We start from the raw sequence: 21476 nt of genomic DNA, 5'->3' as shown, positions 1-21476 counted from the left end.
CTATCTCCTCAGACGGTGAGCACCACGCAGCTATCTGCATCCCAACACAGCTTGATTTGGTCGCCCCAGGTTGGCATGCCTTTACGGAAACGGTGCCCGTTCTGTAACTGGGCGCTTATCATTTGCCCGCTGAGCAGCTTGACGTGATAAATAGACAAATCACCGAGATAGGCAATGTGCACCACTTCTCCCGTTGCATAGTTGCAGCCGTCTTCCGGCGGTTCTTCGCACAGCAGAATTTTCTCTGGGCGCAAAGCAATCTGCACCGGAACGCCCTCAACCACGGCGGCATCGAGATCCACTTTAAGTGGATTCAACAAGCCGGGGCTTTGGATCAGCAACGCATCGTCTAACTGTTCTTTTAGGATGCCGTCAAAGACGTTAACCGAACCGATAAACTCGGCGCTGTAGCGGCTATTAGGGTGCTCATAAATCTCTTCAGGCTCACCGATTTGCACGAATTTACCGCGATTCATAATGGCAATGCGCCCCGCCATCGTCATCGCCTCTTCCTGATCGTGCGTCACCATCACGCAGGTTACGCCCACGCGTTCTAAGATGTCGGCCACTTCCAACTGCATGCGCTCACGCAGCTTTTTATCTAATGCTCCCATAGGCTCATCCAGCAGCAGCAATTTTGGCCGTTTGGCCAAACTGCGCGCCAATGCAACACGCTGGCGCTGCCCGCCTGATAGCTGATGTGGCTTACGTTTCGCATATTCTTGCATATGCACCAGCGACAACATTTCTTCCACGCGCTGGCTGATTTCGCCGCGGCTCAAGCGATCTTGCTTCAAACCGAAAGCAATGTTTTGCTCCACGCTCATATGGGGGAAAAGCGCATAAGACTGGAACATCATATTGATTGGGCGTTGATAGGGAGGCACATGGGCTAAATCCTGCCCATCAAGCACAATTTGCCCGCTGGTGGGCATTTCAAAACCGGCCAGCATGCGTAGCAAGGTGGATTTTCCACAGCCGGATGCGCCGAGCAGCGCAAAAATTTCGCCTTTATAAATCGTGAGATTGACGTCATCGACGGCGAGCTGCCCGTCAAAGGTTTTACTGAGATTGCGAATTTCCAACAGCGGCGTAAACGCTTTATGCACCTTAGGTGCCTGACGGGGAATAATATCATTCATTCGGGACGTCCTCGCTCTCGTACCTGATACAGACCCGGCTGCATCGACACATACCGCTCAATGAGCAGTGTAAAAGCACACAGGCAAAGAGGTTTTCTCTGCCTGTGTATTCAGCGTAGCCACATTATTTATCTACGTAACTGTTTCGCTGATTTATTTTCCGGTTTTCACTTTGGTCCAAGCTCGGGTGATCACGCGGTCAATTTTTGGCGATTGCACTTTCAGCGTGAACATTTTGGCTCTCACGTCCGGCGGAGGATAAATTCCCGGATTATCCCGCACTTCTGGATTTACCAGCGGCGTCGCCGCTTTATTGGCGTTAGCGTAATAAACGTGGTTGCTGATATTCGCGATCACTTCAGGGCGTAATAAGTAGTTGAGGAACTGATACGCCTCAGGGGTATTTTTCGCGTCAGCGGGCATCGCAAACACATCGAAGAAGATCAGAGCACCTTCTTTCGGAATGCTGTAGGCAATATCCACGCCGTTTTTAGCTTCTTTGGCACGGTTAGCGGCCTGCATCACGTCGCCAGACCAACCGACCGCGACGCAAATGTCACCGTTGGCTAAGTCGTTGATGTACTGAGAGGAGTGGAAATAACGAATATTTGGACGAAGTTTTAACAGCAGGTCGTTCGCCGCGCCGTTGTAGTCGTTGGCGTCTGAACTGTTAGGATCTTTGCCAATGTAGTTCAGTACGGTGGCATAAATTTCAGCGGGGGCATCAAGGAAAGAAACGCCGCAGCTTTTTAGTTTCTCCAGATTCTCAGGCTTCAACACCAGATCCCAGCTATTCACCGGTGCATCTTTGCCTAACGCCGCTTTCACTTTTTCAACGTTATAGCCAATGCCGGTGGTCGCAAAGGTGTACGGAATCGCATATTTATTGTCTGGGTCGTGCTTAGCCACCAGCTTTAGCAGCTCAGGATCGAGGTTTTTGTAGTTACTCAACTGGCTTTTGTCTAAGGGTTTAAATACGCCCGCGCCAACCTGACGCTCGAGGAAACTGGCGGAAGGAACAACCAAATCAAAACCGGTGCTACCAGCCATCAGTTTGCCTTCCAGCACTTCGTTGGAATCAAACACGTCGTAAACCACCTTGATACCGGTTTCTTTGGTGAAATTCGCCAAGGTGTCTGGTGCAATATAGTCAGACCAGTTATAGATATGCAGCGTTTTCTGATCGGCGGCCGTTGCCGCTGTAGCCATTAAAGCCCCAGAGATAGCGCCTACCAGCCATTTTTTATGCCCGTTGATCATCGTCAATCCCTCCAAATAATGTAGAAACGGCGCGCACTAGCCCGTTTACCAGCAGTGATGGCATGCGACAGCAGATCGTTATGCATATAAAATCAGAAAAAGCGGTTATTTCTTCATTTAAATGTCGAGTAATAATATGAGGAAAATCTGGGCTGTACGCTGCAAATCAAGCATAACTGCTGATGGCCTATCCAGCCACTGAGCGGTGGAAAAAACGTCAATTATCGATTTTCTATGCAATAGCATCTATGTCGTGCGCCATTCAAGCCGCTAATGGCGTCAGATATCGGGGAGATTGATTGGTTTGCAGAATATTTATGAGGTTTTTATACAAAAACTAACGGCACCATAAAGGTGCCGTTGAACCATGTCAGCGCAGTGACTGTCAGGCGCGTTATCACTAATGTAGCAGAGGCCCGCTCATGGCGTTTGGGTCGTAATCGGCGTCGCTTTCTTCGCCTTCGCCGAGAAACAACATGCCATTGGCGCGCGTCTCCATCATGATCATCGAAAGCTGTTCTTCGCCCTGTTTCATGAACTCAGCAAACTGCTCAAGCGTCACGCCGACGCTGCCGTTCAATGAAAGGCACGCGATCAGCTTCGGTAAATTGTCATCCTGAATATCAACAAAGACTTTCACTGCCAAGGTGCTGGCGTTCATTTGACTGAGATCGGCAACCAAGGGGATCAGCGAGGTCGGGCGTATTTCAGCCAGCGCACTGAACAAAATCGTTTGATCGATCATATCGACTTTAGCGTCAAATACACCGTCAAAATTCTGCATATGCGGCAGATGTAGCGCTTGGCAGGAGTCACACTCAAAAAAGGTGATGCCCAGTTGATCCAGCCAGCGTCGTAAAAGATCCAGATCCGGGACGATTAGCGAATCCATAGTGGCCTACCTTACAAAAATGATAAAACAGGAGATAATAAGCACAGACGTAGAAAAGGGGCATAGCTTACGGAAAATTGCCCGTTTTATCTATGCTCAAAGACAATTAATTCATCAATCTTGGCGGAAAGAGGAGTACACAATGTCGCTGACGCGCTATGCCACCATGGACCCATTGATGCTGATGAGCATCGTCAACATGAAACTCCGCGATGAGTGCCCGTCCTTAGAGGATTTAGCCCGCCGTTATGATATTTCGATGAGTGGATTACAGGAACGATTGGCGCAGGCAGGATATCACTATCAGCCTGCAACCAATCAGTTTGTGCAGGTTTAGTGCTTTTTGCGCGCAATCGTGCGTTCAATGTAATCGATCATCATACCTGCAATATCTTTCCCCGTGGTGGTTTCAATGCCTTCCAACCCCGGCGAGGCATTAACCTCCATCACCAACGGGCCACGCGCAGAGCGTAGAATATCAACGCCCGCCACGCATAACCCCAGCATGGCAACGGCTTTCAGCGCCACCTCGCGTTCTTGTTCAGTGATAGCCACCCGTTTGGCGGTACCGCCGCGATGCAGGTTCGAACGAAACTCACCCGGTTTAGCCTGTCGTTCAATGGCCGCCACCACCCGCTTGCCGATTACCAAACAGCGAATGTCTGCGCCCTGGGCCTCTTTGATATATTCCTGCACCAGAATGTGCGCATTCAAACCACGAAAAGCATCAATGACACTTTCCGCAGCCTGACGCGTCTCGGCAGGCACCACGCCGATCCCCTGCGTGCCTTCAACCAGCTTAACCACCAGCGGAGCACCACCGACCATTTCAATCAAATCGCTGGTATCGTCAGGACGATGCGCGAATCCCGTGATAGGCAGATCGATGCCCTGCTGAGCCAACAACTGCAATGAGTGCAGCTTATCGCGGGCTTTGGCAATCGAAGCGGCGTTGTTTAGCGGAAAACTGCCCAGCATTTCAAACTGTCGTAAAACCGCCGTGCCGTAAAAGGTAATCGCCGATCCAATGCGCGGTATCACCGCGTCATAGCGTTCCAACTGGCGCCCTTTTTCATGCACGCTGGGTGCTGCGCAGTTGATGTTCATATAGCACGAAAGCGGATCAACAATATCAATGTTGTGACCACGCTGCTGCGCCGCCTCTTTCAAGCGTTTACATGAATACAGGGAACCATCACGGGAAAGTATGACGATATTCACGGCCAACCTCTTAAGCCAGTAGGCAAACTATCTCAGGATCCAACCTTGTTTATGCAGATATTCCAGCATAAACGGACGGCTCTCTTTCGCCAGCGTGCGCTTAATCTGCTCGCTCCAAGTATCACTGCGTGTGTTGCTTCCACGGCTTTGATAATAGGCGCAAATATGGGCGTCGTACTGCGCCAAAAGTTCACGGTCGAGTGGCTGATAGTAGTTTTCATGCACCACCATCGCCTCAGGTAAACGCGGCTTTTGCGCGGGGTTGGTCGCCGGATATCCAAGGCACAATCCCATCAGCGGCAGCACGTTTTGCGGCAACTTTAATAGCTGGGTGACTTCCTCAATATTATTGCGCAGCCCACCAATATAAACCCCGCCCAGCCCCAGCGATTCTGCCGCGGTAAAGGCGTTTTGCGCCATTAACGAAGTATCAACGGTGCCTAACAGCAGCTGCTCGGCCAGACCTAATTCCGCTTGGGGGAAAATTTCTTTATGGCGATTGAAATCAGCGCAGAAAACCCAGAATTCAGCGGCATCGGCCACATGCTGTTGGCCTCCGGTTAGCTCAACCAGTTGCTCACGCAGCGAAGGATCGGTGATACGAATAATCGAGCTGCACTGGAGGAAGCTGGAGCTAGACGTTGCACGTGCCGCAGCAAAAATTGCCTCCCGCTCTGCGTCACCGATAGGCTGTGGCGTAAACGCACGGACAGATCGATGTGAACACAGAAGATCAATGGTTGGCGTCATTTTTATGCTCCTCAGATTTTGTTTCAGGTTTTGCCGCCGACGCATCTGGCTTTGACGTTAAGCTAAACAGCGGTGTTTTGCTGTGCGTCAAACTCCAAATCAGCGCCACGGCAGCCGGTATCATCAACGCAACACCGGCAAAAATCATGATGACCGCTGCGAACGGTGTCGCGAGCAGATCGGGTAGATGAATATAATCGTGAATACTGAGATAGGCTACCACCAGCAGCACCATTCCCAGCGCTTCACAGATTAGAACAGGTTTAGGTAAATCACCTAAAGCCTTCATGCGCACTCCCTAAATAGGCAAAATTTATCAAAGTAACAGGCAAATCCTACTTTTTTTTAACTGCCGTAGCAGGCATAGTAAACACAGTTAAAGTGAGTCGGCGCTAAACATTATCAAGATTTAGTGAATAAGCTCAAATCCATCAAGGAGTTCTCATGTTTGCAGTAATTTTTGGGCGTCCGGGCTGCCCGTATTGTGTCCGTGCTAAAGAGTTGGCTGAAAAACTGACCGAAGAACGCGATGATTTCAACTTCCGTTATATTGATATCCACGCAGAAGGTATCACTAAGGCCGATCTGGAAAAAACCGTCGGTAAACCTGTTGAAACCGTTCCACAGATTTTCATCGATCAGAAACACATTGGCGGCTGCACTGATTTTGAAGCCTATGCCAAAGAAAATCTGGCACTGTTCCAGTAATCGTTTTTGCTTAGAAAAAAGGGCATCCAACTTGGATGCCCTTTTTTTATCTCTCAGAACAGAATGTTATGTACTTCTAGCGATAGCGCTCAACGCGAATCGAGCGCTTCTTCTGCCAGGCGAGCGCAACAAACCAATAAAGAAACGCGCCTGACGTTGACCAGAAAAGCGCGCTGGTTCCATACGCAAACATCTGTAATCCGTTACGGAGCTCTGTTCCATAAAGCAAGTGAATCAATGTTGAAACCAGCACGGCACAAAGGGTGCCAAGAAAAGGATAAAAAATGCGGCCGCTCACAGAAGCATAGCTCGCGATAAATCCTGGAATAACAAACCAAAGCAGGCTGATTTCACCTTTCATTACAATATTGGGGCCGTCTGCGTGAACCCACGGCTTTAACACCATGAAGAGCAAGCAGACCAAGACAAAAGCAACCATCGCGCCCAACCAACGCCGATACATTGTCATCAAAAATCCCTCTTTCCTTAGAAGCGATATTCAATACGCCCACAGCAATCACCCATTTTCACCGCCCTTGGCGAAACAAATAGTCCTGTGAGCCCACGCATTCCCTAGCGTGATAACGTGCAAAAGACGCATTCCCACGTGTTTCGGCTTTTTGTTGGCCGAACACACAAGTCGCGTCTAAAATAGCTGCCAATACACCGTTCGTATTGGGGTTTCATCTATTACTGGGGATAACCGAGTTAAAGATGAAATTTATTATTTTGTATGGTTGAATGTATCTCCAATAGTCAATCATATCAAGCGCAAGCTAGTTAACGATAAGTTATTCGCCGTGAACATTGATGTCGCAAATTTGTTAACAGGAAATTACATCCTGCTGTTGTTCGTTGTCTTGGCGCTGGGGCTATGCCTCGGTAAATTACGTCTGGGTTCTGTTCAACTCGGTAACTCCATTGGCGTTTTAGTTGTCTCTCTTCTTCTCGGACAACAACATTTTGCCATCAACACGGAAGCCCTGAATCTCGGCTTTATGCTGTTTATATTCTGTGTGGGCGTAGAAGCCGGTCCCAATTTCTTCTCTATCTTTTTCCGCGATGGAAAAAACTATCTCATGCTGGCCCTCGTGATGGTTGGCAGTGCATTAGTGATGGCGCTGGGCTTTGGCAAACTTTTCCATTGGGATATTGGTTTAACCGCCGGGATGTTGGCGGGTTCAATGACCTCCACGCCGGTGCTGGTTGGTGCGGGCGATACGCTGCGCCAAACTCTGGCTAACAACCCTAACCTTCCCCACCTGCAAGACAATCTCAGCCTCGGCTATGCGCTGACCTACCTCATCGGTTTAGTCAGCCTGATTTTTGGCGCACGCTATTTGCCAAAGCTCCAGCATCAGGATCTGCCAACATCGGCGCAGCAGATTGCGCGTGAACGCGGTTTAGATAATGAAGTACAACGCAAAGTTTTCCTGCCGGTGATTCGCGCCTACCGCGTTGGCCCTGAGCTGGTTTCTTGGGCTGACGGCAAAAACCTGCGCGAGTTGGGCATCTATCGCCAAACCGGCTGTTACATCGAACGTATCCGCCGCAACGGCATCTTGGCCACGCCAGACGGCGACGCGGTTTTACAGGTCGGTGATGAGATTTCGCTGGTCGGCTACCCTGATGCTCATGCCCGTTTAGACCCAAGTTTCCGTAATGGGAAAGAAGTATTCGACCGCGATTTGCTGGATATGCGTATCGTGACCGAAGAAATCGTGGTCAAAAACAACAATGCAGTGGGCAAACGCCTCAGCCAAATCAAACTGACTGACCACGGCTGCTTCCTGAACCGCGTAATTCGCAGCCAGATTGAAATGCCTATCGATGACAACATCGTGCTCAACAAAGGCGATGTGCTACAGGTCAGCGGCGATGCGCGCCGCGTCAAAAGCGTGGCAGAACGCATCGGGTTTATTTCCATCCACAGTCAGGTGACCGATCTTCTGGCCTTCTGTGCCTTCTTTATTATTGGCTTGATGATTGGTTTGATTACCTTCAAATTCAGCAATTTCTCCTTTGGCATCGGTAACGCCGCTGGATTGCTGTTCTCTGGCATCATGCTGGGTTTCCTACGTGCCAACCACCCTACTTTCGGCTATATCCCGCAAGGGGCGCTGAACATGGTGAAAGAGTTTGGTTTGATGGTGTTTATGGCCGGTGTTGGCCTGAGCGCTGGCGCAGGCATGAACCACGGTTTAGGACAAATCGGTGGGCAAATGCTGCTCTCCGGCTTAGTAGTCAGTTTGCTGCCCGTTGTTATCTGCTTCCTGTTTGGTGCCTACGTGCTGCGTATGAACCGCGCCCTGCTGTTTGGTGCCATTATGGGTGCCAGAACCTGTGCGCCAGCGATGGAAATCATCAGCGATGCCTCACGCAGTAACATCCCAGCGCTGGGCTATGCAGGCACATACGCGATAGCCAACGTACTGCTCACGCTCGCGGGGACACTGATCGTCATCATATGGCCCGGCATCGGCGGATAATAAAGCCTTAAAATTCAGGCAAAAAGAAAAAAACTGTGATTTTTTTCACTTTGCCTGAAACTTTCTATCCGCGACAAAGTCTTAATTAGTGCCACTGCTTTTCTTTGATGTTCCCCATATTGAGGAGCCCGATAGTCCCGCCTTCTTAGGTTCAAGACTACCGGGTTTTTTATTGCCTGAAATTTAAGTCTATATAAAACAATATCTTAAAAGTGACTTTTTAGACTAATGGCAGCAAAGTGGCAGCAGAGAAAAATCACTACTCCCCAGATATAAAAAAAACCGCCAATGCGGCGGTTCCCTTCAAAAATAATTTTAACGCTTTAGAACGATAGGCTCGGTTGTTGCCCCTTTGCATGTGCCTGCGCTTCAATCACTTTGCCCGGAATCATAATCGAACCGACAAACGTTTCATGAGTGATAAACGTATGGCCGCAATTGATGTTCGTACATTGGTTATAACGTTCTAAAGCAGTCGAAAGGACCCGACAATTTCCGTAATTTTTTTATGTATTCGCCCAGCGGGAAAAAAGACAGCATTAAGATCATCCCACTCAGTGAAGTGGCCGCAAAAGATGAATTCCTAAACATCAAGAACGTCAACCGTGACGACATGCTGGCTGCGCACCGCGTTCCGCCGCAAATGATGGGGGTTATCCCCAACAACACGGGCGGCTTTTACGACGTTGGCAAAGCCAGTAAGGTATTTGTGCGCAATGAGTTAATACCGCTGCAGCGGCAGATGCTGGAATTAAATTCGTGGGTGGGGGAAGAGGTTGTGAGGTTTGAAGATTATCGGTTGAATGTTGATGATCGGGACATATCGGTATCAATTACTAGCTAATTAACAATAATTGTAAATGTTGGTTCATATTATTTCCTCAGAGCCAACATTTACGTTATTAATGTAACTAAAATTTAATTATATGCGAACCTTACTATATCCCCCAGTTTTTGGTACTTAGCTAAGAGGATTGCTTTATTAGCGGGATCATTTTCACCTTCGATAGATTTTATAATCTTCTTAAGCTCAACCCATGCCTTATAAGGCTTATCCGAAGAATGATTTGGCCTTCCTTCTGGCCATAAAATATCTTCCATCGTATCGGCAACTACAAAGATATTAGCTGCATTACCTACCGCATTAGAAATTACTTTATTTGCATTATATGGATGTATAGCCGATTCAGGCTGAGGATTATTAGAATCTAAATTCTTCAAATCCCTGTCATGAATAACTTTATATGGTAATGATAACTCATTCATCACCTTAGCGATCGCAGTAATGGTCCATTTCCCGCCACAAGAAACAACTGTGGTTTCTTTATGTAAACTGTTAACCACACTAAAAATATCTACAAGCTTTTTCGCCTCCGAAAACATTGCTACTTCAGTGGCTCCTTCAACTAGAACACTTCTTTTTGCAAAAAAAAGGCTTCACAAACTGATGGGTGATAATCTAACGCAGCCCTCAATCGAGTTTTTTCCTCACCTACAAATGGGTCATCATCTAGTTGAGCTACAACGGGAGGAACTCCATTTTCTTTTTTTAGTACAACTAAAGAGCAAGGATCATCTGCAACATTAATTAAAAATGGAGAATGAGTAGTAATTATAACTTGCCATTGCGATGATGATGAGACATTACTCAACACTGATTTTAATTTACGCATCAAGTGTGGATGTATAAACAACTCTGGTTCTTCATATAGCAAAACTGTAGAACGACACTCTTCATCGTCTTCTGCTGATTTAGCATCATGCTTCGCGATTACCTCCAACAAGGTAAATATTAATGATCGCTGTAAGCCATGACCTTGTAAAGATACAGGTGTTTCTTTACCATCATCAAGACGCAATTCAACAATACCCCCCATTATTTTTTCATATTCAGGCTCCTGTAAACCAAGGATAAGTTTTGCATCGATAATCTCAGAGATACGATTCGTTATATCATTACGCAACTCACGTAAACCTTCAATTGACTCATCACTTTTGAGTTGCTCAACTAGACTTGAAAATGAAGATGTAACATCATGGTAATGCTGGCAAGCTTTCACTTTTGGCATTATTAATTTACTTAAAAGCTTTCCAAAAATAGATGATTGTGTACTTTTCAATGCATCATCAATTGATGTCAATGCTGGAATAACTAAGGCATTCGGTATTGCTTGCTTCAAAGCTGCATCTATACCAAAGTTTTCAGAACTCCATTCCCAGTCTCCATATGCGAATAAGTCAGGTAGTTCTTCTTTTATTTTTTCTTTAATTATATTAATGTTTACCTTGGTTTTGAAATTAGTTCCATTAAACCCCTCACGTCTCACAATAACCTTAATTTCTTCAGAGCACTCTGCTAGTTTACTTTCATCTAGTCCTGTAAATACCTCTCGTCTTACGTATGCCTCATACATTTTTGACATGGAAATTTTATTGGTCGATGGATCATGTTGTGCGCTAATTGTTTCCCTTAATTTTATTTCGTTATTAAATATTATTCCTGATACGCCAGATTTTCTTCTCTCCCAATCCTCAATATCCTTAAATACGCCCTCGATAATTATATTATTAAAAATTCTTTTTTTAATCTCAATACCATGAGTTTCGATGACTTCAGGCTCTGCTTCACTAAACTCCTCAATGAGAGGCATAGATTGGTTTAAAAATAATTCTATTGATTTTACAAAAGATGACTTCCCACTATTGTTTGGTCCAATTAACGATGTGTAGTCTTTAAGGTTTATCTTACCATTTACTATAGAACGAAAGTTCGTAACGTTAACACTTCTCAACTTCATTTCTCAATGACCTTATTTTTATAAACACAGGTTAAACAAGGTATAGAAAAGCACTGAGAAATTGTGGGGCAGGAATCACAAAGCATAAATTTATCTTATATGTATTTGCGCGCAATCATAGCCCCACCACGCCTACCCGCTTGATCTATCATTTTTCATGCAGTTGCATGATATAAGCAAAAGCCCGCCAGTTCTGGCGGGCCTCAGTAAAGCGGATCCTAAAACGATCATGCGATTTCATGCGGCATAGCCATGCACAACATTAAAACCCATTATGAGTACTGCTGTGACTTCGTTTAGAAATTAGTTGACTCATCAAAACCAGATATCACTGTATACGAAATAGACGAGTTATCCGCGTTATTTACCTTAAACTTAGCACCTTTGTAAGTAACAACATCGCTGACTTTGGAATCTACGGAAAAATCAGTGGTAAAAGCCGCACGAGCCATATCGTTAGCGAACTCACGGTAAGTAAACTTCATCACCCCGCTAGCGTTACCATTATACTCGATTGTTTTTACGAGCGAATTATCTACTCTACACAGCCCATCTGATACCCGTTTTATAGATATTTCAGCAGATGTATAAGATGTTCCATTTGGTGGTGAGATTTCGTTTTTCGCAGAGTTATAGCTCACGTAGTCGACATAACCGCCAACTTGACCATAAATATTTTTTAAAGCCACAGCCTGTTGGTTCTGATAGTTACGGTATACTCCATTACCTACATTACAGTAAGTGCCTGCAGCAATAGATGACATAGCCCCATTAGCGGCCCCTAGCTCCAAAACATCAGTTTTTATCCCCGTTGCAGACTTGATTATTGGATTTCCCATATATGCCGTAGCAGTCTGCCCGACAGCTGGTTTAACAACCTCCACTAAAGTTCCCACAGGACGAGAAACATTTTGAACGCAACCAGTCAAAATTCCAGCAAGAGATATCGATAAAAGAATCTTATTAGTTTTCATACTTTCCCTATATATTTTTAATCTGTCGGTAGTACATCGCTACCAAGCATATTTTATATAAGGGCATCATCAAGTTCCAGATGATATGTAAAACTTAAAACATTGCTTAGAATCACCAAACCAGTGCATCCACCGGCCGTTCTATCAAACTTCTTGGATTACGACTGGATAGATTGGTATTCTGTTTCGTCTTTTGTATCTGTCACCTGCAGCAATGTGCTGCTACAGCTTGCTGTACGGAAACGCACATCAGGAAACTGTGGGCCAATTTTCTTTTGTAGTTCATTAGTCCATTTATCAAAAAGCACCTCTAGCCTCATACTCCCTATCGATTTATTACATAGCACATTCAACTCACTGGCACGGCCCTAACACTCTTCGGTGTTCTTGTTCGTCGTATTCATCCAGCTTCACAATCAGTTGCATGGTCATTTCTGCGATCCAGACCATCGCCAGTTCTTTGTCATCCCCATTGCACCGATTAGCCGCCACCATTCAAAACCACTTACACCAGAACTCAAGGCAAAAAGAACCGCAGCGTTCCCATAAGCCAATCTCTCTATAACGAGGTGGACGCACTAAAACGAGACAAGCTGTTTGATGATCTGTATTTCAGTTTTATGGCATTAATTGAGCAAACTAGCATCACCCTCCCCCGTGGCCAACTGACTCACGTTTTGCGCCATACCTTTGCAGCGCACTTCATGATGAATGGGGGAAAAATTCTGGTACTGCAAAGAATTCTCGGACATAGCGACATTAAAATGACCATGAAGTAGGCACACTTTGCACCGGAACACCTCGAACAGAGTTAATGAATAACAGCATGTAGAATAATCCCAGCCCAATAATTAAATAATCACAGAGATAGTGATCATCATATAATATTAACACATAGATTAAACAAAACTCCAAAAAATATAATTTTTGATAAAATCATAGAGAAACAATAATATTTCAGCAATCATACATTCATTAAAATGATCGCTTACATCTTGAATTTAGTTAAATAAAACTAACTTTTTAATTAACTAAAATTAATTTTATGGCGACAAAATCCGAAAAATTCGATATCTATTCTTTCAAAGAAAAAACACAATACATTGTTTTATATGAAAATTATTTAAAAGATCATTTAAACAAACATCACACACCAATCTCATACGCTATATGAATTTTATAAAAAAATAATTTTCCGACTCTTTTTTTTGTGTTTTTTTTAGCGTACTATGCATATCCATAAATTAAGAAACAGATAGACGAATATTTAGAAACCAATCTGCACATATAAAATAATTCTTAATCAAAAGACCTTGGTTATAAGTCATGGAAGATCAGGTATGAATATAAATTCATTGGAAAAACTCGCGTTAAGCTCCAGCCTAGCATTATGTTCAACATTGTTTTCTGGAATAGCATCAGCTGCATTCAGTGTTTATCCCATTAGCGTTACCACTAATCAGCAAGGCGGTGCGCAAATTAAAATAATCTCGGCTTCTAAAGAAATGGATTTTATTAAAGTAACAGTAAAAACCATTGAAAATCCGGGTACTAAGGAAGAAAAAGAGCGCGATCTTATTGCCGGTGAAAGCCTCGTAGTCACTCCCGCTAAATTTGGCTTAAGCGCAGGCACTACCCGAATCGTCAGATTAGTTAATATGGTTCCGCCAGAAAGCGAACAAGCGTATCGCGTCTATTTTGACCCCGTGAGTAATCTCGATGAGGAGCCTAATCCTAATGATGCTCAAAAAACTAAAATTGGCGTCAACATCACATGGGGAGCATTAGTCATTGTTCCGCCTGTGAAACCGGTGGAAGATATTTCTTATATGCCCGTTGGTCGCCAATTGGTTAATAACGGCAATGTGCATATTAAATTAAGCGAAGTGGGCGTATGTAAATCCAGCAGTGACAACAATAATTGTAAATGGACTAAGGATGCCAGAACCGTTTACCCAGGGAAAACGCTATTACTGCAAGGTGCGGAAGCCCAATCTATTTCACCGGGAAGTACGGTGAAAATAAAATACATCTCTACCATTACTCAAACAACGCTTGAACGACAGTTATAATCTTCATGGTTAACACTAAATTACTTGTAAGTGGCTTTTGCCGCCTATGAAAGTAATAACAATAGAGTGATAGTTTTCACTCGGTTATTTAATTAATATTAAGGACATTATATGAACTTTGCTATGAAAGCTGTGGCTATTGCTATCATGGGTTTTTCTCTGAATGCGATGGCGGTTCAGAAAGATATTACTATTAATGCGAACGTCGATCCATCTCTGGATATGACCCTCAGCGATGCTCAGCCGCTGCCAGCATCAGTGTTAATGCAATATATTCCTGGCACTGGCCATGGTCTGGCGCCATATGCAATGCAAACCAAAATTTGGTCTAACGCCTACAAAGACGTTAATATTAGACTGGCAAATGATGTTTTGCTTTATGACCGTGCAGGCAGTGCTAATACCGTTGGAATCAAAGTAACTTACGGTGGCGTGGACAAAGAGGTAACTACTGCGGGCTTTACAATGACAAAAGACGTTCTCTTCCCTGGAGGAGAAACTACAATTGGCACAGGTTCTATCGAGCAAGAATTGAGATTCACTCAGAAGAACCAAGGCCAAGAACTACCAGCTGGTAATTATACCGGCGTGGTGGGTATTGTATTAACTCAACCAACGACTGCTCCTACTCCTCCAGCAGTATGATAAATATATTCTAATCATTAAAACCATTGCAGATATTTTTATCTGCAATGGTTATTTTGCGTTTTCCATTTTGATTATTGCTGTTTTTATAGCAATCGTTTTTTCGTTGTTCGAGGTGAAACTCCATGGGTCAAAAGAAAATAAAAATTTACCTTGGCGCCCTGTTTTTATTACCCATGACATTATCTTTGATGGCTTCAATCACCGTTCCTGCCGGTTTTGAAGAATTAGTCACCGGACAAAAGTTATTTCTTGACGTTTCATTGCTTGGGCAATCCGTTGGTATTTTTGAAGCCAACGTTAATTTTGAAACCATACAATTTTCCAATCCATCCGAAGTTTTAAAGGCATTAAACCTTCCGATCAAGAGCGATGATGTACGCTATCAAGAACTATTAAAAAAATTATCTTCTCCTTTACCCCGTCATGGTGATTTATCTTGTTCCAGTAATAATAACGCACCCGGCTGTGGGTATATTAAAAGCAAAGATATAGATCTTATTTATGATGAAAATGAATCCAAGATAAATGTTTTTGTCGATCCGTTGATATTGCCCGTATCGAACGGCAAAGAGCTTTATTTCAGCCCAACCACGCAAACAGAAAGCGCCTTTATTCACCAGCAAATGCTAAACGTGGTGGGTGATAAAGATTATAAATCGCTGTCATTGCAAGGCTCAGGCGCATTAGGCCTGCTGACTGACGGATATATCGGTTTTGACTGGTCGCTGGCCTCGTATTCTAGCAGCGGCGTTGATTCAAAAAACATCAACGTTGACGATGCCTATTATCGCTATAGCCTCGGCAAGCGCCACTATGTGCAGGCTGGCCGGATGGACAGCCGAGATTTGTCGAGCAATTTAGGCGGCAATATTAACTTTACCATGCTGCCGCTGGGCGCGATTTCCGGTGCACGTGTAGGGACATCTTTAAGCTATCTAAATCAGGCCGAAGCCGGGAAAGGCTCCCCGATTACCGTGCTGCTGTCGACGAAATCGCGTGTGGACGCCTATCGTGGCAATCAGCTGCTCGGGACGTTTTATCTCCCTAACGGTTCGAATAATCTGGATACCAGCAACTTCCCGACGGGCAGTTATCAGGTCACCCTAAAAATTTACGAAGACAATAACTTAGTGCGTACCGAAGATCAGCCGTTTACCCGCAGCGGCGGTATCGGTGATGGCACGGTGCAGTGGTTCCTGCAAGTTGGTCAAACCGCCAAACGCCAACTCTTTTCATCAGGCGATTCGGGAGATGATGATTCTGCCGATCCCCCAACCCATCAGGTGGTGCAGACTGGCTTTAAGGCTCCGCTGCCGCAGAACTTCGTGGCGACGGTCGGCATTGCCAAGGTGGCATCGGATAGCTATGCCGAGGGCGGATTGGAGTGGGATCATACGTTTGCCACCGGTTTTATTGATGGCAATTTGTCTATTCAGGGCAACTACTTCTATGGCAACGATGGCTCACACGGAAACGTTCAGCAAATCAGCTACAACGATGGTTTCTCTTTAAGCTTTTATCGCAATGACGCCCATGCCAGCACCTGCTCAGGCGATAGCGTTGATGATTATGTCGATATTGGCTGCTACACCTCAATGACCGCCAACTTCGCCGTACCTATCGGGGGTTGGACAGCGTCGCTGGCGTGGACGTACAACGAAACCGCGCGTGTCAGCGACTATTACGACACCTCGGTACCGTTTGAAGACAACATGATTCGCAATACCCAAAACAACAGCACCAGTAATACCTATCAGATCAGCCTCAACCGCTCCGATTCCTTCAGCGGTCTGATGATCAGCACCCGCGTTGGGGGCTATAAGCGCGTGAGCGGTGATGGCAATGACGATGATAACGGAATTTATATTGGGTTTACCTTAACTCGTAATAACAACACTGACCGAGCTCAGCCACAAACCAACTCCTCGCTCAGCGCCGACTATCGCACCAGCAAAACCGGTGACGATCAGCTGTTATATACCGCCAGCAAAAATTGGGACTGGGGTGAAAACAACAATCGGGAATTGGGTATCGATCTTGGCGGCACCAACACGGACTACGTGAACGGCTCAGTGCATGGCAAAACCGATGGCCAATACGGCGATGCCAGCATTACGTTGTCCGACAGCTATGACAATCAGGAAAACAAGCACAACACCTCCGTTAGCGGCACATGGAACTCTTCCTTTGCGATTGCGCGCTCGGGCATATATTGGGGACCGGGCGGCAGTGGCATGCCATCCGCCGCCGTGGCCGTGAAAATTGCCGACGGTGTGGATGATGACGATCAGGATGCCAAAGTGAATGTCTCAGTGGGCGGCGGCGGTTTTGCTGAAATGGCCTCGGGTTCGAAAGCACTGTTCCCAATATCCGGATTCAATATGAGCCAAGTGTCCGTTGAGGAAAGCGAACTGGCCAGAGGCGGCAGTACGGCGGTGATCACCAGCGGCTCAGGCAAACAGAATCTGTTTATGCTGCCGGGTAAACTGAAAGTGCGCGAAGTGAAAATGGAATCGCACTATACGTTTGCAGGCAGAATGTTCAGCCATGAAGGCAAGCCACTTCCTTATGGCGTGGTGCTGAATGCCAGCATGTACGCGTCCACCGCCGACGGCAGCTTTACCGCTGAAATGAATAAAAAGGCCGATGCACTTTACCTGCTTAGCCAGCACCAGATTTATCAGTGCAAGGTCAATGTTAAGGCGAAACGCGATGTCATTCGCTTTGTCGGTGATACCACCTGTGAAATAACCACGCTGGCTTCGTTGCCAGAAGAATTACAAAGTGTTGCCCAGCTTCACGGCCTGCACGATAAAAATGCAGACAACAATATTGCGGCTAATATGAGCGAAGGAAAATAAATGATGAATAATGGACTAAAAAATATAGTTACCGCTCTTTTATTTTTAACTTCTACGTTAATTATTTCGCAATGTGCTCATGCCGATATTGAGCAACCGACAGGACGAGAGACTCAAATTACAGAATATTTTGATAAGCAGTCTGCCCCATCTCAAATTAATATATGGACAGGTGAAAGTGGTGGTCATAATTCTGATAGCCCCAGCTTATGGGGATTAAATACACTAGTATGTAAATCGAGTTCAGATCCTAAAAATGGATCATGCACCACAGTGTCCAACGGTTCAGGATCAGGTAAGGGCTCCATACCTCTACGGTTTACTGAAAAACGCAGTAAGCTAAGCGTTGTGCTAAACGTGACAAGCTACCATACGGATAGTTATTCACAAACCATTTATTGTACTGATGTAGATTCGTTTTACCTACCATTTCCTACCACAGCAAACCTTAGTTGCACAGTTAGTGGTGGCATCAAGTATAAATCCGATGGTACCGCATTCACTGCATATATCACACAAGCAGAATTAAAAAAAATACCCTTTGGCGGCATATGGGAAGCCAGTTTGGAATTGTATTTAAAACAATGGACCCCTTATAAAACGCTGGGTAACTGGAATGCAAAACTTGCTTTAAATATGAGTGATGTTAGTAATCAGGCCATTTATTTCCCTGAATTTGGTGCAGGCCAAGGAAAAGACGCCCAACCGCACGTCGATCTGAATTTACGCCCCCTGCCCGGTGGCGATCGGCAGATCTTAGGTAGATTAAGCGGTAGCACTTCGCTGGATATGTGTTTATATGACGGCTATGGCTCAAACAGCCGCAGTTTTCAGGTACAGCTTTCAGAACCGCCAGAATACCCAGAAAATCCTGAAGGAAGACAGAGTGGTAAATTCTCCGTTTATAACGATATTGGCAATCGTAATGAAGTTAGTAACCGCATTGATTATGGTGTGAAAATGTATTTCCCAGAAAGTAATAGCTTTCAGGATGTAGTCAACGGTACTACCTATACATTACCTAATATAAATACCGACGATATTCGCGCCGTTCGCTTGGCCAGTAATATTTCCAATGTGGTGCTGTGTGTGCCCACGCCGCTGCAAATTACTACGCCGGCATTTAATATTGTTGATAAAACTAACGGCCATTATACCGGCAAGATCCGCGTCGTGTTCACGCCGAGTCTGTGGTAATAATTTTATACAACGATGAAAATGCCGATGAATATTAAAATTAAAACTTGGGCGACAAGCCTATTTATTTTGGTATCTGTACCTGCTTGGTCAAATATTGATGTTTCACCGATGAGCGCTATCGTTACCCCACAAGGGGTGACGCTGGTAACGGTGACATCCAAAACAGAAGACGTGCGTTTTATCCAAACCAGCGTAAAACAGGTATTAAACCCTGCCACTAAGCAGGAAAATGAAGTCGCAGAAAGTATTAGCAGCGTTGAAAGCATCATCGTTTCACCGTCAAAGTTTGTTCTGGCCGCCGGGCAAAAACATAATATTCGCTTAGTGACAATGAATTTACCGGTCACTGAAAAAGTGTATCGCTTATATATTGAGTCTCTTCCCGCCAAAGATGGGGAAGCAAAAGTAGACACCGATAAACTGAAAACCGAAGTGGGTATTGATTTGGTGTGGGGCGTGGTGGTTCATGTTCCCCCTTCCAAACCAACGATAAAACTATCGTTAGATAGCCGTGCTAACCAGATTATTAATGACGGGAATTTTCATTTGAAGATATCCAGAGTCGGTTACTGCGCCGATCCCAACAACGATGATACATGCGCGTGGATTAAGACGAATAAGAATTTATATCCAGCACAGAAGCTGGCTCTTCCTGAAAATCATAAAAATGGGAAAATCAAAGTCGACTATTACAATGAGTATGAAGGCCGTTCAACTGAAACCTTAATCGACTGATTGTTAAAATATTCAAAGTGCTAGCTGGCACCAATACAGCTAGCACGTTCGTGCCGTCAACTATCAGCCTACATGAATCTCCCCTCTACTGAGTCGTTCTCCCTTAATGTTGGCTTAAGCAACTCGCTATATCCTAAACGTATTCTGTTATTCAGATCGTCGCACTCATTGCTTTTGCACCGAGGCAGATTTGAACCCGCAGTGATTTTAAAGCCGCTCTCATGATGAGTCGGGTTGAGGCCATCTTCTATCAAGGTGGTGCCTAATGGACTTTCACTCATTATTGGTAATGCTATGAAGACTCAAAATAAAATTGTCTCAATTCCTCTGTATGCAAGCTCACGCGATCTGATCATGAGTCAGTCGCTGTTCAGCGGTGCGTTTTATCTTGTTATCCCTTTCCTTGTGCTGTTTATGCATGACTCGCTGCGCTTATCTGGAGAGGTCATCGGATTTGTGGTTGGGCTGCGCTTTTTTGCCCAGCAGCTGATGTATATGAAGAACGATCAACTCGCCCACACTATCGGTGGGAAAAATCTTTTGCTGCTCGGGTGTTTAACACAGGCGAGTGGTTTTTTGTGCTTAGCATTCGCTAATCAGCCCAACCTGCTCATCGCTGGGGTATTACTCACGGGTATTGGCGGTGCGTTGTTTGCGCCAGCTAAAAGTCTGCTAATGAATGAAGCGGGCGAAGGCGACCATAAGCTGAAATCAGACAAAGTCGTCGAACTTGGTAATTCCGTGGCTATCGCGGGTGAACTAGGCGCTATCGTAGGGCCATTACTGGGCTTTTGGTTAATCGGCCTTGGTTTTCATACCCTCGCATGGGGCGGCGTTTTCGTGTTTGTCGCCGCCATGATTTGGTTAGCGCAAAAGCTCCCGGCGAGTTTCTATTACCCTGCGTTGCCGAAGCAAAAAGGCGCATGGCAAAACGTGTTACAAAATCGCCGCTTCTTGGTGTTTGCATTAGCCTACAGCAGCTATTTGCTCAGCTACAGCCAGCTATTTTTGGCCCTTCCACTGACGCTGCGTCATTTGGGGGGTGAGAGTGAATACATTGGCCTGCTATTTGCGTTTTCCGTGTTGATTTCAATGCTGGTCCAGAAAGGCCTACGCAGCTTTACGAACAGAAAAGAAAGTCAGCTCTTGGTGATGGGATTTTCGACCCTGTCGCTCGCCTTCATCTATATGGCATTTATCGCGATACGCCATCAGACCACCGGCTGGCATGGCTACTTGCCGCTGTTGATGTTTGTATTCCTCATTAACTGTGGACAAATCCTGGTTGTGCCCACAACCCAGCGTCTCGTGAACTATTTCGCCAATGGCAATGATACAGCGCCCTATTATCAAGCGCTGGCGTTGAGCGGTGGCTTTGCGGTTTTAGTTGGCAGCCCAATCATCGGCGAGCTAATGGAAGCCACTCGCCATAGCCTGACGCTTGCCGGTCTGCCTTGGTTTGTGATGGCGTTATTCCCTGCACTTAGCGCTATGGCTATCGGGTTGATGTTCCCAACTACACCGGCAAGAGCCTACTAGTCGCTCACAAGCCATCATTCATAAACAATCATTCACAAACAATCATTCACAAACAACGATACAAAACGAATGGTGCGTCGCTCCTTAATGTTCCCTTAAGCTGTGATTGTTAAGGTAACGATATGGGGTGACGCGTCATTTTTTGCTTTAAATTCTGAATACCACACTTTTTGCTAATTTTCAGATT

Annotated in this window: 20 protein-coding genes and 3 pseudogenes; 11 read left to right on the top strand and 12 right to left on the bottom strand. The window is 45.4% G+C overall.

Annotation, left to right across the window (positions count from 1 at the left end):
• Positions 1-8: 8 nt before the first annotated feature.
• From potG to DSM2777_RS13260, 3 genes are all read right to left on the bottom strand, one after another.
• Entirely contained in the window at positions 9-1142 is a 1134-nt protein-coding gene (potG, locus tag DSM2777_RS13270; RefSeq protein WP_040045867.1) for a putrescine ABC transporter ATP-binding subunit PotG, read from the bottom strand.
• A gap of 153 nt (positions 1143-1295) precedes the next feature.
• The gene (potF, locus tag DSM2777_RS13265) at positions 1296-2402 is read right to left on the bottom strand and encodes a spermidine/putrescine ABC transporter substrate-binding protein PotF (protein WP_025800915.1); all 1107 of its coding nucleotides are present in this window, start codon (positions 2400-2402) and stop codon (positions 1296-1298) included.
• 400 nt (positions 2403-2802) lie between these two features.
• Positions 2803-3294 carry a type III secretion system chaperone family protein gene (locus DSM2777_RS13260; RefSeq protein ID WP_043492250.1) on the bottom strand — a complete coding sequence of 164 codons (492 nt, stop codon included), beginning with the start codon at positions 3292-3294 and terminating at the stop codon, positions 2803-2805.
• 142 nt (positions 3295-3436) lie between these two features.
• Here DSM2777_RS13260 and DSM2777_RS24970 point away from each other — a divergent pair, with 142 nt between their 5' ends.
• Positions 3437-3631, top strand: coding sequence for a DUF4250 domain-containing protein (locus tag DSM2777_RS24970; protein WP_061554195.1), 195 nt, complete (start codon positions 3437-3439; stop codon positions 3629-3631).
• Here the strand turns inward: DSM2777_RS24970 and rimK are convergent.
• The 3 genes from rimK to DSM2777_RS13240 are packed head-to-tail and all read right to left on the bottom strand — an operon-like array spanning position 3628 to position 5554.
• Positions 3628-4515 carry a 30S ribosomal protein S6--L-glutamate ligase gene (rimK, locus tag DSM2777_RS13250; RefSeq protein WP_061554194.1) on the bottom strand — a complete coding sequence of 296 codons (888 nt, stop codon included), beginning with the start codon at positions 4513-4515 and terminating at the stop codon, positions 3628-3630. The two genes, DSM2777_RS24970 and rimK, sit on opposite strands and share 4 nt — an antisense overlap.
• Positions 4516-4542: 27 nt before the next feature.
• On the bottom strand, positions 4543-5265 hold the full coding sequence (nfsA, locus tag DSM2777_RS13245) for an oxygen-insensitive NADPH nitroreductase (protein ID WP_025800911.1): 723 nt from the start codon (positions 5263-5265) through the stop codon (positions 4543-4545).
• Entirely contained in the window at positions 5249-5554 is a 306-nt protein-coding gene (locus DSM2777_RS13240) for a DUF1418 family protein (RefSeq protein ID WP_061554193.1), read from the bottom strand. Before DSM2777_RS13240 ends, nfsA begins: the two co-directional genes overlap by 17 nt.
• 155 nt (positions 5555-5709) lie before the next feature.
• Here DSM2777_RS13240 and DSM2777_RS13235 point away from each other — a divergent pair, with 155 nt between their 5' ends.
• Positions 5710-5973, top strand: coding sequence for a GrxA family glutaredoxin (locus DSM2777_RS13235; RefSeq protein ID WP_004095905.1), 264 nt, complete (start codon positions 5710-5712; stop codon positions 5971-5973).
• A gap of 76 nt (positions 5974-6049) precedes the next feature.
• Here DSM2777_RS13235 and ybjM read toward each other — a convergent pair whose 3' ends face one another.
• On the bottom strand, positions 6050-6442 hold the full coding sequence (gene ybjM / locus DSM2777_RS13230) for an inner membrane protein YbjM (protein ID WP_046458016.1): 393 nt from the start codon (positions 6440-6442) through the stop codon (positions 6050-6052).
• 331 nt (positions 6443-6773) lie between these two features.
• Here ybjM and DSM2777_RS13225 point away from each other — a divergent pair, with 331 nt between their 5' ends.
• Positions 6774-8462, top strand: coding sequence for an aspartate:alanine antiporter (locus DSM2777_RS13225; RefSeq protein ID WP_046458179.1), 1689 nt, complete (start codon positions 6774-6776; stop codon positions 8460-8462).
• A 323-nt stretch (positions 8463-8785) separates the two neighbouring features.
• On the opposite strand, the pseudogene DSM2777_RS24160 reads toward DSM2777_RS13225, so the two are convergent.
• Positions 8786-8950 (bottom strand): annotated as a pseudogene (locus DSM2777_RS24160) (ogr/Delta-like zinc finger family protein); the annotation flags it as partial.
• Between DSM2777_RS24160 and DSM2777_RS23790 the strand changes: the two are divergent.
• Positions 8932-9306 (top strand): annotated as a pseudogene (locus DSM2777_RS23790) (phage portal protein); the annotation flags it as partial. The pseudogenes DSM2777_RS24160 and DSM2777_RS23790 sit on opposite strands and share 19 nt — an antisense overlap.
• 74 nt (positions 9307-9380) lie before the next feature.
• Here the strand turns inward: DSM2777_RS23790 and DSM2777_RS13215 are convergent.
• The 4 genes from DSM2777_RS13215 to DSM2777_RS24680 all read right to left on the bottom strand — a co-directional run bounded on the left by DSM2777_RS13215 (position 9381) and on the right by DSM2777_RS24680 (position 12729).
• A complete protein-coding gene (locus DSM2777_RS13215; RefSeq protein WP_061554192.1) occupies positions 9381-9845 on the bottom strand; it encodes a TOPRIM nucleotidyl transferase/hydrolase domain-containing protein in 465 nt (154 codons plus the stop codon).
• A 23-nt stretch (positions 9846-9868) separates the two neighbouring features.
• The gene (locus DSM2777_RS13210) at positions 9869-11260 is read right to left on the bottom strand and encodes an AAA family ATPase (RefSeq protein ID WP_061554191.1); all 1392 of its coding nucleotides are present in this window, start codon (positions 11258-11260) and stop codon (positions 9869-9871) included.
• Between the two features lie 296 nt (positions 11261-11556).
• Positions 11557-12234 (bottom strand): hypothetical protein, encoded by a 678-nt coding sequence (locus DSM2777_RS24485; protein ID WP_156088359.1) that lies wholly within the window; start codon positions 12232-12234, stop codon positions 11557-11559.
• Positions 12235-12588: 354 nt separating this feature from the next.
• Positions 12589-12729: a hypothetical protein gene (locus tag DSM2777_RS24680; protein ID WP_167669507.1), complete on the bottom strand. Its 141-nt coding sequence runs from the start codon at positions 12727-12729 to the stop codon at positions 12589-12591.
• Between DSM2777_RS24680 and DSM2777_RS13200 the strand changes: the two are divergent.
• The 7 genes and pseudogenes from DSM2777_RS13200 to DSM2777_RS13170 form a co-directional block, all read left to right on the top strand.
• Positions 12729-13010, top strand: a pseudogene (locus DSM2777_RS13200) (tyrosine-type recombinase/integrase); the annotation flags it as partial. The gene DSM2777_RS24680 and the pseudogene DSM2777_RS13200 overlap by 1 nt on opposite strands.
• A 564-nt stretch (positions 13011-13574) precedes the next feature.
• The gene (locus DSM2777_RS13195) at positions 13575-14306 is read left to right on the top strand and encodes a hypothetical protein (RefSeq protein WP_061554189.1); all 732 of its coding nucleotides are present in this window, start codon (positions 13575-13577) and stop codon (positions 14304-14306) included.
• Between the two features lie 111 nt (positions 14307-14417).
• Complete coding sequence (locus DSM2777_RS13190; RefSeq protein WP_061554188.1) at positions 14418-14951, top strand: CS1 type fimbrial major subunit; 534 nt, start codon at positions 14418-14420, stop codon at positions 14949-14951.
• Positions 14952-15076: 125 nt separating this feature from the next.
• Positions 15077-17815: a TcfC E-set like domain-containing protein gene (locus DSM2777_RS13185; protein ID WP_064645466.1), complete on the top strand. Its 2739-nt coding sequence runs from the start codon at positions 15077-15079 to the stop codon at positions 17813-17815.
• Positions 17816-19012, top strand: a complete 1197-nt coding sequence (locus tag DSM2777_RS23785) for a CfaE/CblD family pilus tip adhesin (protein WP_082790880.1) — start codon at positions 17816-17818, stop codon at positions 19010-19012.
• 27 nt (positions 19013-19039) lie between these two features.
• A complete protein-coding gene (locus DSM2777_RS13175) occupies positions 19040-19750 on the top strand; it encodes a fimbria/pilus periplasmic chaperone (protein WP_061554186.1) in 711 nt (236 codons plus the stop codon).
• A gap of 294 nt (positions 19751-20044) precedes the next feature.
• Positions 20045-21289: an MFS transporter gene (locus DSM2777_RS13170; protein WP_061554185.1), complete on the top strand. Its 1245-nt coding sequence runs from the start codon at positions 20045-20047 to the stop codon at positions 21287-21289.
• Positions 21290-21476 lie beyond the last annotated feature (187 nt).

This window comes from Obesumbacterium proteus (assembly GCF_001586165.1).
Taxonomy (GTDB): domain Bacteria; phylum Pseudomonadota; class Gammaproteobacteria; order Enterobacterales; family Enterobacteriaceae; genus Hafnia; species Hafnia protea.
This window is presented reverse-complemented; position numbering and strand designations above follow the sequence as displayed.

Coding starts and splice junctions, on each gene's coding strand:
- potG (WP_040045867.1), bottom strand. CDS start 1,142: ATGAATGATATTATTCCCCGTCAGGCACCTAAGGTGCATAAAGCGTTT.
- potF (WP_025800915.1), bottom strand. CDS start 2,402: ATGATCAACGGGCATAAAAAATGGCTGGTAGGCGCTATCTCTGGGGCT.
- DSM2777_RS13260 (WP_043492250.1), bottom strand. CDS start 3,294: ATGGATTCGCTAATCGTCCCGGATCTGGATCTTTTACGACGCTGGCTG.
- DSM2777_RS24970 (WP_061554195.1), top strand. CDS start 3,437: ATGTCGCTGACGCGCTATGCCACCATGGACCCATTGATGCTGATGAGC.
- nfsA (WP_025800911.1), bottom strand. CDS start 5,265: ATGACGCCAACCATTGATCTTCTGTGTTCACATCGATCTGTCCGTGCG.
- DSM2777_RS13240 (WP_061554193.1), bottom strand. CDS start 5,554: ATGAAGGCTTTAGGTGATTTACCTAAACCTGTTCTAATCTGTGAAGCG.
- DSM2777_RS13235 (WP_004095905.1), top strand. CDS start 5,710: ATGTTTGCAGTAATTTTTGGGCGTCCGGGCTGCCCGTATTGTGTCCGT.
- ybjM (WP_046458016.1), bottom strand. CDS start 6,442: ATGACAATGTATCGGCGTTGGTTGGGCGCGATGGTTGCTTTTGTCTTG.
- DSM2777_RS13215 (WP_061554192.1), bottom strand. CDS start 9,845: ATGTTTTCGGAGGCGAAAAAGCTTGTAGATATTTTTAGTGTGGTTAAC.
- DSM2777_RS13210 (WP_061554191.1), bottom strand. CDS start 11,260: ATGAAGTTGAGAAGTGTTAACGTTACGAACTTTCGTTCTATAGTAAAT.
- DSM2777_RS24485 (WP_156088359.1), bottom strand. CDS start 12,234: ATGAAAACTAATAAGATTCTTTTATCGATATCTCTTGCTGGAATTTTG.
- DSM2777_RS24680 (WP_167669507.1), bottom strand. CDS start 12,729: ATGGTGGCGGCTAATCGGTGCAATGGGGATGACAAAGAACTGGCGATG.
- DSM2777_RS13195 (WP_061554189.1), top strand. CDS start 13,575: ATGAATATAAATTCATTGGAAAAACTCGCGTTAAGCTCCAGCCTAGCA.
- DSM2777_RS13190 (WP_061554188.1), top strand. CDS start 14,418: ATGAACTTTGCTATGAAAGCTGTGGCTATTGCTATCATGGGTTTTTCT.
- DSM2777_RS13185 (WP_064645466.1), top strand. CDS start 15,077: ATGGGTCAAAAGAAAATAAAAATTTACCTTGGCGCCCTGTTTTTATTA.
- DSM2777_RS23785 (WP_082790880.1), top strand. CDS start 17,816: ATGATGAATAATGGACTAAAAAATATAGTTACCGCTCTTTTATTTTTA.
- DSM2777_RS13175 (WP_061554186.1), top strand. CDS start 19,040: ATGAATATTAAAATTAAAACTTGGGCGACAAGCCTATTTATTTTGGTA.
- DSM2777_RS13170 (WP_061554185.1), top strand. CDS start 20,045: ATGAAGACTCAAAATAAAATTGTCTCAATTCCTCTGTATGCAAGCTCA.